Annotated in this window: 14 protein-coding genes; 9 read left to right on the top strand and 5 right to left on the bottom strand. The window is 69.7% G+C overall.

What is annotated here, in order from left to right; genetic code table 11:
• Nucleotides 1–79: 79 nt before the first annotated feature.
• Nucleotides 80–1,585 carry an APC family permease gene (locus tag OG329_RS13265; protein ID WP_405795129.1) on the bottom strand — a complete coding sequence of 502 codons (1,506 nt, stop codon included), beginning with the start codon at nucleotides 1,583–1,585 and terminating at the stop codon, nucleotides 80–82.
• A gap of 85 nt (nucleotides 1,586–1,670) precedes the next feature.
• On the opposite strand from OG329_RS13265, the gene OG329_RS13260 reads away from it, so the two are divergent.
• A complete protein-coding gene (locus tag OG329_RS13260; RefSeq protein WP_405795127.1) occupies nucleotides 1,671–2,699 on the top strand; it encodes a 4-hydroxy-3-methylbut-2-enyl diphosphate reductase in 1,029 nt (342 codons plus the stop codon).
• Nucleotides 2,700–2,733: 34 nt separating this feature from the next.
• Nucleotides 2,734–3,471 (top strand): polyphosphate--glucose phosphotransferase, encoded by a 738-nt coding sequence (ppgK, locus tag OG329_RS13255; RefSeq protein WP_405795125.1) that lies wholly within the window; start codon nucleotides 2,734–2,736, stop codon nucleotides 3,469–3,471.
• A gap of 204 nt (nucleotides 3,472–3,675) precedes the next feature.
• Here the strand turns inward: ppgK and OG329_RS13250 are convergent, their stop codons facing one another.
• The gene (locus OG329_RS13250) at nucleotides 3,676–4,356 is read right to left on the bottom strand and encodes a DUF6542 domain-containing protein (protein ID WP_405795123.1); all 681 of its coding nucleotides are present in this window, start codon (nucleotides 4,354–4,356) and stop codon (nucleotides 3,676–3,678) included.
• A gap of 267 nt (nucleotides 4,357–4,623) precedes the next feature.
• Between OG329_RS13250 and ychF the strand changes: the two genes are divergently transcribed.
• The 7 genes from ychF (at nucleotide 4,624) to OG329_RS13215 (ending at nucleotide 11,353) form a co-directional block, all read left to right on the top strand.
• Complete coding sequence (ychF, locus tag OG329_RS13245; protein WP_383640270.1) at nucleotides 4,624–5,712, top strand: redox-regulated ATPase YchF; 1,089 nt, start codon at nucleotides 4,624–4,626, stop codon at nucleotides 5,710–5,712.
• A 110-nt stretch (nucleotides 5,713–5,822) separates the two neighbouring features.
• Nucleotides 5,823–6,305 (top strand): cupin domain-containing protein, encoded by a 483-nt coding sequence (locus tag OG329_RS13240; RefSeq protein WP_405795121.1) that lies wholly within the window; start codon nucleotides 5,823–5,825, stop codon nucleotides 6,303–6,305.
• Nucleotides 6,306–6,445: 140 nt separating this feature from the next.
• Complete coding sequence (locus OG329_RS13235; RefSeq protein WP_405795119.1) at nucleotides 6,446–7,198, top strand: GntR family transcriptional regulator; 753 nt, start codon at nucleotides 6,446–6,448, stop codon at nucleotides 7,196–7,198.
• Between the two features lie 267 nt (nucleotides 7,199–7,465).
• A complete protein-coding gene (locus OG329_RS13230) occupies nucleotides 7,466–7,645 on the top strand; it encodes an SPOR domain-containing protein (protein ID WP_405795117.1) in 180 nt (59 codons plus the stop codon).
• A gap of 66 nt (nucleotides 7,646–7,711) precedes the next feature.
• Entirely contained in the window at nucleotides 7,712–8,131 is a 420-nt protein-coding gene (locus tag OG329_RS13225; protein ID WP_405795115.1) for an NUDIX domain-containing protein, read from the top strand.
• An 89-nt stretch (nucleotides 8,132–8,220) separates the two neighbouring features.
• Nucleotides 8,221–8,646, top strand: a complete 426-nt coding sequence (locus OG329_RS13220) for an ATP-binding protein (RefSeq protein ID WP_405795113.1) — start codon at nucleotides 8,221–8,223, stop codon at nucleotides 8,644–8,646.
• A gap of 148 nt (nucleotides 8,647–8,794) precedes the next feature.
• The gene (locus OG329_RS13215) at nucleotides 8,795–11,353 is read left to right on the top strand and encodes a SpoIIE family protein phosphatase (protein ID WP_405795111.1); all 2,559 of its coding nucleotides are present in this window, start codon (nucleotides 8,795–8,797) and stop codon (nucleotides 11,351–11,353) included.
• 92 nt (nucleotides 11,354–11,445) lie between these two features.
• Here OG329_RS13215 and OG329_RS13210 read toward each other — a convergent pair whose 3' ends face one another.
• From OG329_RS13210 to OG329_RS13200, 3 genes are all read right to left on the bottom strand, one after another.
• Complete coding sequence (locus tag OG329_RS13210; RefSeq protein WP_405795110.1) at nucleotides 11,446–12,156, bottom strand: PspA/IM30 family protein; 711 nt, start codon at nucleotides 12,154–12,156, stop codon at nucleotides 11,446–11,448.
• Between the two features lie 41 nt (nucleotides 12,157–12,197).
• Complete coding sequence (locus OG329_RS13205; protein ID WP_405801806.1) at nucleotides 12,198–14,240, bottom strand: TPM domain-containing protein; 2,043 nt, start codon at nucleotides 14,238–14,240, stop codon at nucleotides 12,198–12,200.
• Between the two features lie 229 nt (nucleotides 14,241–14,469).
• Complete coding sequence (locus OG329_RS13200) at nucleotides 14,470–15,963, bottom strand: glucoamylase family protein (RefSeq protein WP_405795109.1); 1,494 nt, start codon at nucleotides 15,961–15,963, stop codon at nucleotides 14,470–14,472.
• Nucleotides 15,964–16,078 lie beyond the last annotated feature (115 nt).

Genomic DNA, 16,078 nt, shown 5'->3' with positions numbered 1-16,078 from the left:
TCCGACAACGCGGCCCGCGTCGGAGGGTGCGGGACGCGTCGGCCGCCCGTCCCTACGGGACGTACAGGCTGTCCGTCACTTACGAACCTTTCGGCGCCCCCGGCGCGAGTGCGCGACGGCGCCACTGGATCGCGAGCACCACCAGCCCCGCCGCCAGCCAGATCGCACCCACCACCTGCGCCGACCCCGACGCCTCCACGATCACGGCGACCAGCACACCGGCGCCGACGACCGGCGCCACCACATGCGCCAGGATCCGCGGCGGGCCCTCCATGCGCCGTACCGCGTACCACCCGACCACCGACGCGTGCAGCAGGATGAACGCCGACAGCGCCCCGATGTCGACCACCGACACCAGATGGTCCAGCCCGTCGTCACGCCTGGCCGCCCACACGGCGGCGATCAGCGTCACCACCGCCGCGAGCAGCAGCGCCACGCGCGGCGTCCCCCCGTCCGTACGCGACAGCAGCCGCGGCAGCCGGCGCTCCCGGCCCATCGCGAACAGCAGCCGGCCGGCCGCCGCCTGTCCCGCCAGCGCGGCGAACGCGGCGCCGATCGCCTTGCTCACCGCGACCAGGTCGTGCAGCCACGTTCCTACGGAGGCGTCCACGGCGTCGTAGAAGGCCGACCCCTGCTTGACCGGGTCGGCGGCCAGCTCCGCCGAACTGAGCGGTTCCAGGAGCGCCACAAGATAGGTCTGCGCCACGAACAGCACACCGGCGAGCGCCAGACAGAACAGCACGGCCCGCGCCACCTTCCGCGAGCCGCCCGTCACCTCCTCGGCGAACGAGGCGATCGCGTCGAAGCCCAGATACGACAGCACGGCGACCGACACCGCGCCGAGCACCGCGGTGAAGGAGAAGCTCAGGTCGCCGGTGAACGGTGACAGCCAGCCGCGCGTCGCCCCGTCCTGTACGAGCACCACGATCGCCGACACCACGAACACCATCAGCACCACAAGCTCCATCGCGAGCACGAAGAAGCCGACACGCGCGGCGGCCCGTACGCCCCAGAGATTGAGCAGCGTGGTGATCACGACGGCGATCCCGGTCCAGATCCACCGGTCGACGGAGGGCACCAGCGCCTCCATCGCGATACCGGCGAAGAGATACGCGACGGCCGGGATCAGGAGATAGTCGAGCATCGCCATCCAGCCCGCGATGAACCCCGGTCCCTCACCGAGCCCCTTGCGGGCGTACGCGAAGACCGAACCGGCCTGCGGAGCGACCCGGATCATCTGCGCGTAGCTGAAGGCCGTGAACGCCATGGCGATGGTGGCGAAGACGTAGACGAGCGCGACGGCCCCGTGCGACTTGGCGTCGAGCGTGCCGTAGACGCCGACGGGTGCCATGGGCGCGATGAAGAGGAGCCCGTAGACGACGAGATCGCGGAACCCGAGAGTCCGCCGCAGCCCGCCCAGCGCGTGCGCACCGGAGGGATCGTCAGAAATCAGGCCCGGATCAGGCTTGCGGCCGAAGCCGGAGCCGAAGCCGGAGCCGGAGCCCGCGGCGCCGTCGCCCGCACGCGGGTCCGTACCGCCCGTACCACCCGTACTGTCCGCATCGCCCGCACCGCTGTCGGCCATCGCGTCCCTCCGTCGATCACGTAGGCCCAGTTTCGGTCCTGCGGGTGATCTTCCGCCTCTTCTGGACGGCCTTACGATGGTGGGCATGACTGCTACGCCCAGCCCGTCGCCCGCCGCCACCCCGAGTGGAGACACCGCGCGCCGCGCCGGCAAGCGCGTCCTGCTCGCCGCGCCTCGTGGTTACTGCGCCGGCGTCGACCGTGCCGTGATCGCCGTGGAGAAAGCCCTGGAGCAGTACGGGGCACCGATCTATGTCCGCCACGAAATCGTCCACAACAAGTATGTCGTGCAGACCCTTCAGAGGAAGGGCGCCATTTTCGTCGAGGAGACGGCGGAGGTCCCGGAGGGATCGATCGTCATGTTCTCCGCGCACGGCGTGGCCCCCGTCGTCCACGACGAGGCCGCCGACCGCAAGCTCGCGACCATCGACGCGACCTGCCCCCTGGTCACCAAGGTCCACAAGGAAGCCGTCCGCTTCGCCAACGACGACTACGACATCCTGCTGATCGGCCACGACGGCCATGAAGAGGTCATCGGCACCTCCGGCGAGGCCCCCGACCACATCACCCTGGTCGACGGACCCGGCGATGTCGCCAACGTCGAGGTACGCGACGAGTCCAAGGTCGTCTGGCTCTCCCAGACGACGCTCTCCGTGGACGAGACGATGGAGACGGTCGACAAGCTCAAGGAGAAGTTCCCGCTGCTGATCTCGCCGCCGAGCGACGACATCTGCTACGCCACCCAGAACCGGCAGATCGCCGTCAAGCAGATGGGCGCCGACGCGGACCTGGTCATCGTCGTCGGGTCGAAGAACTCGTCCAACTCGGTACGGCTGGTCGAGGTCGCCCTCGGCGCGGGCTCCCGTGCCGCCCATCTGGTGGACTCCGCCGACGAGATCGACGAGGCGTGGCTGGCAGGCGTCACGACGGTCGGCGTCACCTCCGGCGCTTCCGTCCCCGAGATCCTGGTCGAAGGCGTCCTGGAATGGCTCACCGGGCACGGCTTCGAAGACGTCGAGATCGTCAAGGCCGCCGAGGAGTCGATCGTCTTCTCGCTGCCGAAGGAACTGCGCCGCGACCTGCGCGCGGAGGCCGCAGCCCTGGCCGAGAAGTAGGGCGACCAGGTCATCTCCCCGTAACGTTGCGTCCATGAACGTCTTCGGAGTGGACATCGGCGGCTCTGGCATCAAGGGCGCGCCCGTGGACCTGGAGCGCGGTGAGCTGGCAGAACCGCGCCACAAAGTGCTCACCCCGCAGCCGGCCACACCCGACGAGGTGGCCGGTTGTGTGGCAGAGGTGGTCGAGCACTTCAGTTGGTCCGGCCCGGTCGGCATCACCTTCCCCGGGGTGGTCACGGGCTCGGTGGTCCGCACGGCCGCCAACGTCGACAAGCGCTGGATCGACACCGACGCCGGCACACTGCTCGGCGACCGGCTGAACCTGCCCGTCACGATCGTCAACGACGGGGACGCGGCGGGCGTCGCGGAGATGACCTTCGGCGCGGGCAAGGGCCGGCACGGCACCGTCTTCCTGCTGACCTTCGGTACGGGGATCGGCAGCGCCCTCTTCATCGACGGCAGGCTCGTCCCCAACACCGAGCTGGGTCATCTGGAGCTGAACGGCCACGACGCGGAGAAGCACGCGTCGACGAAGGCCAAGGAGGACCACGACCTGAGCTGGCACCACTGGGCGCACCGGGTACAGAAGTATCTGGCGCACCTGGAGATGCTGTTCTCGCCGGAGCTGTTCATCATCGGCGGCGGCGTCAGCCGCAAGGCGGACAAGTTCATCCCGCTCATCGAAGGCGTCAAGGCGGAGATCGTCCCGGCGCAGCTTCAGAACAACGCGGGAATCGTGGGAGCGGCGATGATGGCGGCACACCACTGAGACAACGCGCCGGACGGGCTCACGGAGCCTGTCCGGCGTCTAGGTCCTGTCCGGCGGATCTTCGGGGATCAGGCCGGGGCGGCTGGTGCGGTGCGTCGCAAGGCGGAGGATCATCCTCGTACTGGACGTACTTGGATGACTCCGACAACGCGGGGAGGTGCCGTGCCAGGCGTCCCGGACCCCCGAAGATCCGCCGGACAGGGCCTAGCCCCGGCGGGCGACCGAGCTCGCGCCGCCGGTGGCGGCCTTCGCCCCGCGCTTCCCACCCGTCTTCGCGCCCGCCTTCGCACCGGCACCGGCACCGGCACTCGCGCCCGCAGCCGCGCTCGCGCTGCGGGCGGCAGCCGCGTCGCGTGCGCGCTGTCGGCGGCCCATCTGGCGGACCTTCCGTACGGAGGCGATGACCCCGGCGATGAGTGTGCCGCCGTACAGCCAGCCCGCCTGCACGGCCAGCGCGGTCACGACGGCCATCGTCTGACCGCCGAAGCCGCTCGTCCCGCCGGAGATCGGGATGGTGCCGAAGGCGAAGGCGATCGGCACGCTGATCGGGGCGGTCACCAGATCGGCGGTCCGCACCCACAGCGCGGTCAGGGCGCTGACCGGCAGGAACAGCACCCCGTAGACCAGCGGCTCACCGTCGAACAGCAACTGGTCAAGGCACCCGATCAGGAACATCGCGGCGGCGGCGAACAGCCCGGCACCCAGCCCCGTCAGCATGGGATTCGGGAGTCTGCGCAGGGTGAGTACGACGGGCGGCACCCGGCGCGTGGTCGGTGCGGGAACCCGGTGGACGGCGGCGGCCTCGGCGACGGCGCCCTGCGGGCTGAGAGGGCTCTGCGGCGGCCTCGGCCGGCGCTGGGGGGGACGTGTCCTGTGCTGCTCCACCGGAACAACCTAGGTCGCGCGGGTGCCGGATTCAGGCGATGGACACGCCCTTTGGGCGACCTTGGCGTTGCGTTCGACGGACGCCGGGCGTGTCGCGCCGACGGGTGCCGCCATCCGCGTACGCACTGCTGTACGGACTGCCGCACCGACTGCCGTCGGCCGCCGGGACGGCCCGCCCGTAAACTGGGGGATCGGCCCGCATCCGGGCAGTACAGGCCGCCCCGGCCGTACAGGCTCCGCCAGTCCTCACTTCAGGAAGTCGCCAACGTGTCGCTCACGATCGGAATCGTCGGTCTGCCGAATGTCGGCAAGTCGACCCTTTTCAACGCCCTGACCAAGAACGACGTGCTGGCGGCCAACTACCCGTTCGCCACGATCGAGCCCAACGTCGGCGTCGTCGGCGTCCCCGACCCCCGGCTGGCCGTCCTCGCCAAGATCTTCGATTCGCAGAAGATCCTCCCGGCGACAGTCGACTTCGTCGACATCGCGGGCATCGTGCGCGGCGCCTCGGAGGGCGAGGGCCTGGGCAACAAGTTCCTCGCGAACATCCGTGAGTCCGACGCGATCTGCCAGGTCATCAGGGCCTTCAAGGACGAGAACGTCGTGCATGTCGACGGCAAGGTCTCGCCGAAGGACGACATCGAGACGATCAACACCGAGCTGATCCTCGCCGACCTCCAGTCGGTCGAGAAGGCCGTCCCCCGGCTGACGAAGGAGTCCCGCCTCCAGAAGGAGAAGGTCGCCGTCCTGGCGGCGGTCGAGGAGGCCCAGAAGATCCTCGAAGCCGGTACGACTCTCTTCGCCGCGGGCATCTCGGCGGGCACGGAGAAGGGCCGCCTCCTCCACGAGCTGCACCTGCTCACCACCAAGCCCTTCCTGTACGTCTTCAACGTCGACGAGGACGAACTGGTCGACGAGGACTTCAAGAACGAACAGCGCGCCCTGGTCGCCCCGGCCGAGGCGATCTTCCTGAACGCCAAGATCGAGTCCGAACTGATCGAACTGGACGACGACGAGGCCCTGGAACTGCTCCAGTCCATGGGCCAGGACGAGCCCGGCCTCGCCACCCTGGGCCGCGTCGGCTTCGCCACCCTGGGCCTCCAGACGTACCTCACGGCAGGCCCCAAGGAGACCCGCGCCTGGACGATCAAGCAGGGCGCGACGGCCCCCGAGGCGGCCGGTGTGATCCACACCGACTTCCAGAAGGGCTTCATCAAGGCCGAGGTCATCTCCTTCGCCGACCTGGTGGAGGCGGGCTCGGTCGCCGAATCCCGCGCCAAGGGCAAGGCCCGCATGGAGGGCAAGGACTACGTGATGCAGGACGGCGACGTGGTCGAGTTCCGGTTCAACGTCTGACGAGCGCCCCGCTGCCCGTTTCCGCGCGGAGAAAACGCTTGGTGGGCATGATGGTTGACGCGTGACCGGCCGGCCGCGCGTCGACACATCACGTTCAAGGAGTGCGGAGCATGTCGTATCCGGAACCCCGCCATCTCGGGGACAGGGGCGAGGTCAACGCGGTCTTCCGGCCTGCGGACAGCCCCGCCGACGTGCGGTCTCCGTCGGGCGCCGAGACGCACTTCGTGGCTTCCAGTGTGTCCACGGGCGGTGAGTTCGGGCTCTACCGGATGGACATGCTGCCCAGGGGAGGCGGCCCGAGCACCCACTTCCACAAGACGATCTCGGAGTCGTTCTACATCCTCGACGGGACGGTCCGGCTGTACGACGGTGAGCGCTGGATCGACGCGGAGAAGGGCGATTTCCTGTACGTGCCGCCGGGCGGGCTGCACGGCTTTCGCAATGATTCGGACGAACCCGCCTCCACGCTGATCCTGTTCGCGCCCGGGGCGCCCCGCGAGGAGTACTTCGAGAAGGTCTCCACGGTCGGCGAGATGACGGACGACGAGCGGACGGCGTTCTTCCTCAAGCACGACACGTACTGGGTGGACTGACAGACGCGGGGCCGGGTCCGTGGCAAAGGTCCTGCGTAGAACGCCTGTTCTTACTCCAGGTGAAGCCGTGGCCCATGCTTGCGGTCAACAACCAACGGTTGCCAGGGTGTTGCTGTCTGTCAACCTGTTGGGAGTGGCCCGTGGCATTCGGTGAGCAGCCGGCCTATCTGCGCGTCGCGAGTGATCTTCGGCAGAAGATCGTTGACGGTGCTCTGCCGCCGCACACCCGACTGCCGTCCCAGGCCCGTATCCGCGAGGAGTACGGCGTCTCGGACACGGTCGCCCTGGAAGCCCGCAAGGTGCTGATGGCGGAAGGGCTTGTCGAGGGCCGTTCCGGGTCCGGTACGTACGTACGTGAGCGGCCCGTGCCGCGTCGTATCGCCCGCTCCGGCTACCGGCCGCCGTCCGGCGCCAACCCCTTCCGGCAGGAGCAGGCCGAGGACGGCGTGCGCGGGACGTGGGAGTCGAGCAGCGACCGGGACGTGGTGGCGCCGGAGATCGCCACGCGCCTGGGCATAGAGCCGGGCGACCCGGTGATGCGTACGCGCTATGTCTTCAGGGACGCGGGGGAGCCGATGATGCTCTCCACCTCCTGGGAGCCGCTGGAGGTCACCGGGCGCACGCCGGTGATGCTTCCCGAGGAGGGGCCGCTCGGAGGCAGCGGGGTCGTGGAGCGGATGGCGGCCATCGGCATCGTGGTGGACAACGTGGTCGAGGAGGTCGGTGCGCGCCCGGGGCTGGCGGAGGAGCTTCTGTCGCTCGGTGGTGTGCCCGGCCATGTGGTGATGGTCCTGGAGCGGACCTACTACGCGTCCGGGCGTGCGGTCGAAACGGCGGACGTGGTTGTTCCGGCGGACCGGTACCGCATCGCCTATCACCTTCCGGTCAGATGACGGATCGGTGGTCAGCGGCGGATCGAAGCGTCGCCGTCATCTCTCCACGACCATGAAGTGGCGCCTCAACAGGGCGTCGGACATGGGGAGATGACGGGCGCGCGCCCAAGCGCGTGCCTCAAGGTCCGAATCTTCTTGGCCAGATGTGTACCTCTTTGTGTAAACGCGCCTCCGCTGAGTGAAGGTCAGGCGTAGGCTCGGGCATATGCGGATTGGGGTTTCCAAGAGATCGTTCGAGTGGTGTGGGCCAATGGCGGGAGGGGCGCGATGACTGACGGTGGCGCTGCACTTCCCTGGCTGGTGATACGTCAGGACGACAACGGAAACCGGTATCGCGTGGGCAGGTATGCCACGAAGGACGAGGCGCAGAAGATCGTCGACGGCCTCGGCAGCAACGGTCACAAGCAGCTCTACTGGGTCGAGCGTCTGAGCCAGACCAGCCGCTGACCTCGTCGGCTCCGGATCGCGACCCCCGGTCGATCGGACGCGGTCCATCGCGTTACGCTCCGGCGCATGAGTGAGGGCGGAGCTGCAACGGTCTTGATCGACACAGTCGCGTGGGTCCGAGTGGAGCAGGGCAGGATCCTCTGTGCGCGTTCCCGTGGGAAGGATGTGTTCTACATCCCCGGTGGCAAGCGCGAAGGCACGGAGACCGATCTGGAGACCCTGCTGCGCGAGGTCGAGGAGGAGCTGGCCGTGGCCGTCCTTCCGGCCACGACGGCCCATCTCGGTACGTACGAGGCCCAGGCCCACGGCCAGCCGGACGGCGTCGTCGTCCGGATGAGCTGTTACTCCGGCGACTACCGGGGTACGCCGGCTGCCAGCAACGAGATCGAGGAGATCCGCTGGCTCTCCTACGGCGACCGGGGCCTGGTGGCCCCCGTCGACCAGATTCTCTTCGACGACCTCAGAGCGGCTGGGGAGCTGACATGACCCTCCGTCAAGATAGTTCCTCTCGTATTCCGGGTATGTGCTGACCAACCCCCCTATAAAGGGCATGGGCCTGCTGTCAGTCTGGGGAAGTGGTCGGCTTGATCGAGGCGGAGAGCACCTACGCCGAGTGGACCTTCCCTGCCGAGCCGGATGCCGTACGTACCGCACGCCACGCCGTACGCGACACCCTCGACCTCTGGCGGCTCGACCACCACGTTCGCGACTCGGCCGTGCTGTTGGTCAGTGAGCTGGTCACCAACTCCCTGCAGTACGCGTCGGGCCCGATCGGTGTCAGGCTGGCCATTGTTCCCGTGGGCCCCGCGGACCTCACCGGTGCCGCGCTGCTGGTGGAGGTGTCCGATCCGCTCCCCGATCCGCCGACCGCGCGGTCTCCCGGCCCTGATGAAGAAGGGGGCCGTGGGCTCCAGCTCGTCGCTTGCTCCGCGCGCCGCTGGGGTACACGCCGGGGGAAGACGGGCAAGACGGTGTGGTTCGAGCTGCCGCTCCCTGGTTAGGAGTGTGGAGGGAAACAACGATCACGTGAGTCCCGGCTCAAAAAGAACGAGACTGTGCTGTGATCGTGAACGCCGTACCTGTCAGGGCCGTAGTGCTGAATACTGCGGGGATGGCCGGTCCGGTGCGTGAGCTGGAGGGGACGGTCGCGTGAGCGAGATACCTGGAACGGCGGGCGACGTCGTGTGGCAGAGCAGTCCGCCCGGCTCGATCTATGACTACATAAGAGTCGCTTCCTTCTCGATCGGCCCCGACGGGCTGGTCGACCAGTGGAGTCTGCGAGCCGCCGAGCTGTTCGGGATCGCTCCGGACGAGGTCAGGGGCAAGGACCCGATCGAGGTGTTCGTACCCTCCGACCTGCGTCCGCGAGGGCGCAGGAAGATCGCCGAGATTCTGGACGGCAAGGAGTGGACCGGGCTGGTCCCGTTCCAGGTGCCCGGCGAACTCGGGCTGCACGGCCTCGCCGAGGTCTATGTCATGCCCAGCGAGACCGAGAACGGTGAACGGGCCGCACTCTGCATCGTCGTGGACGTCCGCGCACTTCGCCAGATCGAGACGGATCTCGCCTCGTCGCAGGCCATTTTCGGCCAATCTCCCTTCGGCTTCGTGCTGTTCGGCACGGACCTCACCGTCCAGCGGGCCAACCGGCGTTTCGCCGCGGTCTTCGGCGGCACGGCAGAGGACCACCACGGGCGCACCGTCCACGACTATCTCTCCCGCCCCGAGGCCGAGCGATTGAACGCCTCTCTCAAGCGGGTCCTGGAGACCGGCGAATCCGCCACCGACATCCAGATAGTCGGCGTCGCCCCGGGCAGCAAGGAACGCAGGCACTGGTCGGTCAACCTCTACCGCGTACTCAGCGGAGCCGGCCGCACCATAGGAGTCGCCGGACTCGGCAGCGACGTCACACGCCGTCACATCGCCGCACGTGAGGCCGCCAGCGCCCGCCGCAACCTCGCGATCCTCAACGAGGCGAGCGCCCGGATAGGCAACTCCCTCGACCTGGAGACCACCGCCAAAGAACTCCTCGACGTCGCCGTCCCCGGCTTCTGCGACCTCGCGTCCGTCGACCTCTACCAGGGGCTGCTGACCGGCGACGAGGCTCCGCCCGGACGCGGCGGCTCCTCCGGCTCCGAGTCCGGCGGCGGCAGCGCCACCCTGCGGCGCGTCGCCTTCGCCAGCGCCGTCGCCGACGCACCCCTGCTCGGAGCCGACCTGACGGGTGAAGGCGCGGTCGAGCCTCCCTCGGTCGGCTCCGTCCACCGCTACCCCTTCAACTCGCCCTGCGCGAACGCCCTGCGCACCGCCCGGGTCCAGACGGTGCCCGGCGGGGCGGGCAGCCTCATCCAGTCCACCTTCGCCGTGCCGATGGTCGCGCACGACACCGTCGTCGGACTCGCCCAGTTCTCCCGGACCAAGGGCAGCGAGCCCTTCGGGGAACGGGACCGCGCCCTCGCCGTGGAACTCGCGGCGCGCGCCGCCGTCTGCATCGACAACGCCCGCCTGTACCGCAGGGAGCACGAACGCGCGCTGATACTGCAGCGCAGTCTGCTCCCGCCCGGCGACCCCGAAGCAGCCGGGCTGGACATCGCCTGCCGCTATCTGCCGGGGAACACCGCCACCGAGGTCGGCGGCGACTGGTTCGATGTCATCGAACTGCCCGGCCACCGCACCGCGCTGGTCGTCGGCGACGTCATGGGACGGGGACTGCGCGCCGCCGTCGCCATGGGCGAGTTGCGCACCGCCGTACGCACCCTGGCACTGCTCGACCTGGAGCCGGCCGAGGTCCTGTCCGCACTGGACGAGATCGCCCGTGGCCTCGGCACACCGAGCGGCGCCCAGCAGGCTTCGCGCGTCGCCCACAAGTCGCGGGACGCCGACCTCTCCGAGGTGTATCTCGCGACCTGCGTCTACGCCGTCTACGACCCGGTCACCCGCCGCTGCACCTTCGCCAACGCCGGACACCCCCCGCCCGTACTGGTCGAACCCGGCGAAGAGGCGCTGCTCCTCGACGTACCGCCCGGAATGCCGCTGGGCGTCGGCGGAGAGCCGTTCGAGCAGGTCGAGGTCGAACTTCCCGAAGAGGCACTGCTCGCGCTCTACACGGACGGCCTCGTCGAGTCCCGCGACCATCCGATCGACGAGGGGCTGACGGCCTTCCGCCGGGCGCTCACCAATCCCGTACGCCCCCTGGAAGACGTCTGCGACCACGTACTCAACACGCTCGACACCCGGCACGGTGAGGATGACATCGCGTTGCTGATGGCCCGCATACAGGGCCTGCCCGCCGACGCAGTCGGCGACTGGCAACTGCCGCGCGAGCCACGCTCCGTCGGCCGCGCCCGCGAGGTCGCCCGCGCCCAGTTCCTGTCCTGGGGGCTCGAACCGCTGGTGGACACCGTCGAACTGCTCGTCAGCGAGCTGGTCACCAACGCGATGCGCTATGGCGAGGGCGAGATCAGGCTGCGCCTGCTCCGCGACCGCACGCTCGTCTGCGAGGTGTGGGACGCGGGGCTCGTACAACCGCGCAGGCGACGGGCGCGCGACACCGACGAAGGCGGCCGGGGCCTCCAACTGGTCGGGCTGCTCAGCGCGGCCTGGGGATCGCGCCGGACCCCGCAGGGTAAAACAGTCTGGTTCGAACTCGCCCTGCCCGACGGGGACTCGACGGCGGAGCCCACCGTCGAACAGCTCCTCAGCATGTTCTGACCCCGGACCGTCCCCGCCGGCCGGCCCACCACCCGAACCGGTCGGCCGGGCCGGGCCCACCGGACCCGCCCGCCGGAGCTGAGCCGGAGGTGTCAGGCGCCTTTCAGCGCGGCCAGACGTGCCTCGATCTCCGCCGTGTCCCCGAGACTGTCCAACTGCTCGAACTGGGCGTCCAGCGACGAGTCGGCCAGCTCCTGCTTGCCCATCGCCCTGGCCTCCTCCCGCCGCACCTTGTCCTCGAAGCGGCCCAACTCGCTCGTCGGATCCAGCACATTGATGTTCTTGGCCGCGTCCATCATCTGATTCCGCGCCCGCGCCGACTTGGACCGGGCCACCAACTCGTCGCGCTTCGACTGCAACTGCGTCAGCTTGGCCTTCATCTGGTCCAGCCCCGCCTTGAGCTTCGCGACCACCTCTGTCTGGGACGCGATCGTCGGCTCGGCGGTCTTCGCCTCGCTCTCCGACCGGAGCTGACGGCCGAGCGCCACCTTGGCCAGCCCGTCGAACTTGTCGCCGTCCTCGCCCTGGCCGCCCGAGCGCAGTTCGTCGGCCTTCCTGCTCGCCGCCAGCGCCTTCTCGCCCCACTCCCGAGCCGCGTCCAGGTCCTCCTGGTGGTCCAGCTCCAGCAGCCGCAGATTCCCGATCGTGGCGGCCACGGCCTCCTCCGCCTCCGTGATGTTGTTCGTGTAGTCGCGGATGAGCTGGTCGAGCATCTTCTGCGGATCCTCGGCCTGGTCCAGCACATCGTTGATATTGGCCTTCGCCAGTTGGGTGACGCGGCCGAGGATCGTCTGCTTCGTCATCGTGCTGCTCCTTCTTCGCGTGAGAGACAAGGGGAGTAGCGTCAGAAACGGCCGCCGCCGCCCATCCGGCCACGCGTGCCACCGCCCCCGAAACTGCCAGGACCAGCGCCACGGCCACCCCCATGACCTCCGCCGAAACCCCCGCCAAAGCCCCCACCCCCACCATGTCCGCCTCCGCCGCCGAACAGGCCGCCGAGGATGATCCCGCCGAGCACGGCACCGCCGAGCCCGCTTCCTGCCCCTGTTACACCGCCGGGGCCCGATCGGTTCCCGAACGACCGCACATCCTGCTCGGCGAGGCTCTGCGCCTGCCTGGCCAGGCCGTCCGCGTGCTGGGCCTCGGCCAGCGCGCCCGGCGCATCGCCCAGCTCCGTCAGCGTCCCGGCCTGCTCGAGCCGCCGCTGGGCCTCCGTCAGCCGGGTGCGGGCCTCGCTGCCCACCGCACCGCGATGCGTCGCGATGTAGTCGCCGGCGGCGCCGATCGCCGAGCGGGCGCCGAGCAGCGCCCGGTCCAGCAGCGCCGACGCCCGCCGTCCCCCCTCCTCGCGGGCGCGCGCGCCCGCGAGGGCTTCGTCCAGCACCGCGTCGGCCTCCTCGACCCTGCGCAGGGCGTCGATCGGGTCGTAAAGCCCGGCGTCCTGCTCCCGCCGCACGTCGGCCACCACCGTCTCCGCACGTGCGATCCGACCCTGGAGATCGGCCGTGGACGTGCCTTCCGCGGTGCCTTCGAGCAGGCCGCGCGCGTCCGCCAGGTCCGTCTGTGTCTCGGTGAGCGCGCCGGGGAGCTTGCCGGCGGCCTCGGCGAGTTCGAGTGCGCGCCGCTCCACCGAGTCGGCCAGGGTCGTCGCCTGCCCGATGGCGCTCTCCGCCGCCCGTACATGCACCGCCGCGCGGCCGTTGTCGCCCGACTGGATCGAGCGGCGCGCGTCGTCGAGATTGCTCGTCGCGAACACGGACAGGTCGTCGGCCTGTTCGACGGCACCGCCGACCGGGGCGGCGGCCGACTCCGCGTACCGCTCGCGCATCGCGGCGAGTGTGGCGGCGGCCGTCGCGGTCCTGTCCGTCAGCTCCCGGAACGCGGTCTCGGCGGCGGTCAGCGCCTCCGGGGCGTTGCGCTCCATGGCGCGCAGCGCGTCGAAGTCCGCCGACTCGGCGTCCAGCCGGCTGTTGGCGTCCGTGCACCGGGCGATGATCTCGTTCAGCATGCGACGCCGGGTGTTGTCGTCCTCCTCGAACGCGTCGTCGAGCTGCTGACGCAGCCGGAAGGCGGCCGTCAGCTCGCCCTTCGCGTATGTCACCGCGTCCTGGAACGGTCGCGCGGCGTCCTCGCCGAACTGTGCCGCGGCGAAGCCGAGTTCCTCCTGGCTGGTGCGCACGGCGTCGTCCGTGTCGACGAGGGCCAGTCCCGCCCGCCGGTCGAGCTCCGGCAGCGCGGTCCGCGGCGGCTGCCCCGGCTCTCCCCAGCCTTCCTGTCCGCCCTTGGGCGTCGTACGGGTCGAGGCGCGGCGCTTACGTTTGACGGCGGCGTACGCGGCGAGTGCCACCGCGCAGCCCACGAGGACGACGGGCAGGACGAGAGCGCTGCCTGATCTGTTGGAGGAGATGTCGGCGCCGGGGTCCGCCGGGCCGGGGGTGACGGCGGGTGTAGGGACGGGTGCGCCGGCCGCGACCGCGCGGTAGCCGTTCGCCGCCGCGATCGCGGCGCCAGCCCAGTCGCTCTCCCGGAGAGCCGGTTCGACGGCCGTTCTCGCCACGTCGGCGAGTTGGGTCTCCGTAAGAGGACCGTCGGTGGTGGCGGAGTACGCGTACTGCCGGTCGTGTGTGGCGACGGCGAGCAGGATGTCGTCGCGCCCGAGCCCGTTGCGTTCGGCCGTCGCGTCGGCCCAGCTCTGCGCGGTGCGGCCGGAGAAGTCACGCACGTAGGCGACGAAAAGCTGGATGCGGCTGTCGCTGTACAGCCGGTCGAGGGACGCGGTGACCGCTGTCTCGCGGCCGTCGAGGGCACCGACCTTGTCGGTGATCTGTCCCTGGCGCGAGAGGGTGACGGGATCTTCGGCGCGGGCGTCCGGCGAGACGGCGGGCATCAGCAGCCACCCAACCGCCACCAGCAGGGCCAGGAGGCTCCGGCCCGCTGTACGAGTCCGGTCGCGGCTTGCTGTCCGTCTCACATCTGGGAGGCTATGTCCGGCTTCGGTTGTCCGCGACCGGACGGTGCGCGGGCTGTGGAGGCACAGGAAGTGCCTGGTCGGCCCCGTTCCGACCGGCGCCACACACAGGGCGGCGCCGGTCGGCCCGCGGAATTCGGGGCGGTCATCAGATGCTGAAGCGCTCCTTGGCGAGCATCGGACGGATGCGCGAAGCGAAACCGCCGGTGCGGAAGGGACGCTGGAGCAGGCCGGGGCTCAGCTCCTGGGCGAGAGCGGCGGCGATCATGCCCTGGTCCAGCGCGAGAGCCGAACTGCTGACATGTCCGGTCCCCACATTGACCGAGTCGCGGAAACCGTAGCCGTCGTCGTACGCGCCGAAGTCGTCCGCGATCGCGTGAAGGTTGGCCAGGGCCTCCGACCGTGCGTAGGGCAGGGCGAGGAACGACGCGTGCGGGGTGACGACCCCGTTGGTGTACGCGGAGGCGGGCGGCAGTGGCTGACCGTGCGTGACATAGGTGCGGTCGGTGTTGGAGGCGTATCCGTCGATGTTCATGCCGATCGCGTCCACGCCGTACTCCTGGTAACCGCCTTCGGGCACCTCGGCGGGGGAGAACCCCCAGTAGCCGTACTCCGCCTCCTCCATGCCGTGCTCGATCTGGGAGCGGACGAAGCGCCGGTGCGTGGTGCCCCACGAGCGGGGCGACCACTCCGGCTCGGGCACGAACAGCGGCACCATCAGGGCTTCGAACATCGAGCCGCCCCAGGTCGGGACCAGCTTGCGGCCCCGGTAGGTGTAGTGCCCCTGCCAGAAACGGACGCCGTCGACCGTGTCGTACGCGCCGCCGGGCGGCTGCTCCTGGCCGTGCTCGGGAAGCATCGTGCGGAACATGTGCCAGTAGTGGTCCGAGGGCAGGCTGCCGTCCGCGATTCCCAGGTAACTGGCCATGCGCGGCTCGGTGTTGAGCGCTCCGTAGTGGTGGGCCGTCGGCTCGCCGGTGTCGGTCCAGAAGCCGCCGCGAAGCTGGCCGGGGCCGGCCACCGGGTCCGCGGCGTCGTACGGCGTGTAGAAGTACGACCAGTCGGCGGTGGCGAGGATCTTGCCGATCCGGCGGCGCAGTCGGCTGTCCGCGTCGGCGGCGATGAGCAGACCCGTCACGAGCCACGCGTTGTCGACCGAGGAGAGAAAGGGACGGACCGGGTCGCCGGTGCCGGGCCAGTTGGTGAGCACCGAGCCGTCGTGGGCGTCGTACCAGTTGAGCCAGAAGCCGTGGTGGCGCTCCAGCTTCTCGACGGCGGTGACGGTGAGGTCGAGCCGGCGGTGCAGGGTGTCCTGGTCGATGACGCCGAGTCCGGCGGCGGCGACGGTGGACCACAGACCGCAGCCGATATTGGTCGGCGAGGTGTTCTGCGAGGGGACGGGCCCGCCCGGCGCATCGAGGTTGATCTTGTCGGCGGCGAGACCGATGTCGGTCGTCATTACCTCGATCGAGTGATACGTATCGCGGAACCAGCGGCGCAGCAGCGGTGTATCAGAGGCATGAACAACACGAGCACGCGACGCGGCCGAGGCCGGCGCGGATACGGCGGGTGTGGTGACGGCTCCGAGGGACAGGGCGGTGGCCCCGGTTCCCGCAGCGGCGAGAAACGTACGACGGTCCATGAGAGTCCAGCTCCCCTTGGCAGATGTGGAGTTGTGGCCAGGGCCGGTGCCTGGGCCAGGTCTGTGGCCGCCGCCATGGCCAGAGGTGTTGCGGGGGGTCCGGCCATGGCGGCGG

The sequence above is a fragment of the Streptomyces sp. NBC_01506 genome, assembly GCF_045040295.1.
Classification (GTDB): Bacteria; Actinomycetota; Actinomycetes; order Streptomycetales; family Streptomycetaceae; genus Streptomyces.
The sequence above is the reverse complement of the archived record's forward strand: the minus strand, read 5'-3'. Positions and strand labels throughout refer to the sequence as shown.

Coding starts and splice junctions, on each gene's coding strand:
- OG329_RS13265 (WP_405795129.1), bottom strand. CDS start 1,585: ATGGCCGACAGCGGTGCGGGCGATGCGGACAGTACGGGTGGTACGGGC.
- OG329_RS13260 (WP_405795127.1), top strand. CDS start 1,671: ATGACTGCTACGCCCAGCCCGTCGCCCGCCGCCACCCCGAGTGGAGAC.
- ppgK (WP_405795125.1), top strand. CDS start 2,734: ATGAACGTCTTCGGAGTGGACATCGGCGGCTCTGGCATCAAGGGCGCG.
- OG329_RS13240 (WP_405795121.1), top strand. CDS start 5,823: ATGTCGTATCCGGAACCCCGCCATCTCGGGGACAGGGGCGAGGTCAAC.
- OG329_RS13230 (WP_405795117.1), top strand. CDS start 7,466: ATGACTGACGGTGGCGCTGCACTTCCCTGGCTGGTGATACGTCAGGAC.
- OG329_RS13225 (WP_405795115.1), top strand. CDS start 7,712: ATGAGTGAGGGCGGAGCTGCAACGGTCTTGATCGACACAGTCGCGTGG.
- OG329_RS13210 (WP_405795110.1), bottom strand. CDS start 12,156: ATGACGAAGCAGACGATCCTCGGCCGCGTCACCCAACTGGCGAAGGCC.
- OG329_RS13205 (WP_405801806.1), bottom strand. CDS start 14,240: ATGCCCGCCGTCTCGCCGGACGCCCGCGCCGAAGATCCCGTCACCCTC.
- OG329_RS13200 (WP_405795109.1), bottom strand. CDS start 15,963: ATGGACCGTCGTACGTTTCTCGCCGCTGCGGGAACCGGGGCCACCGCC.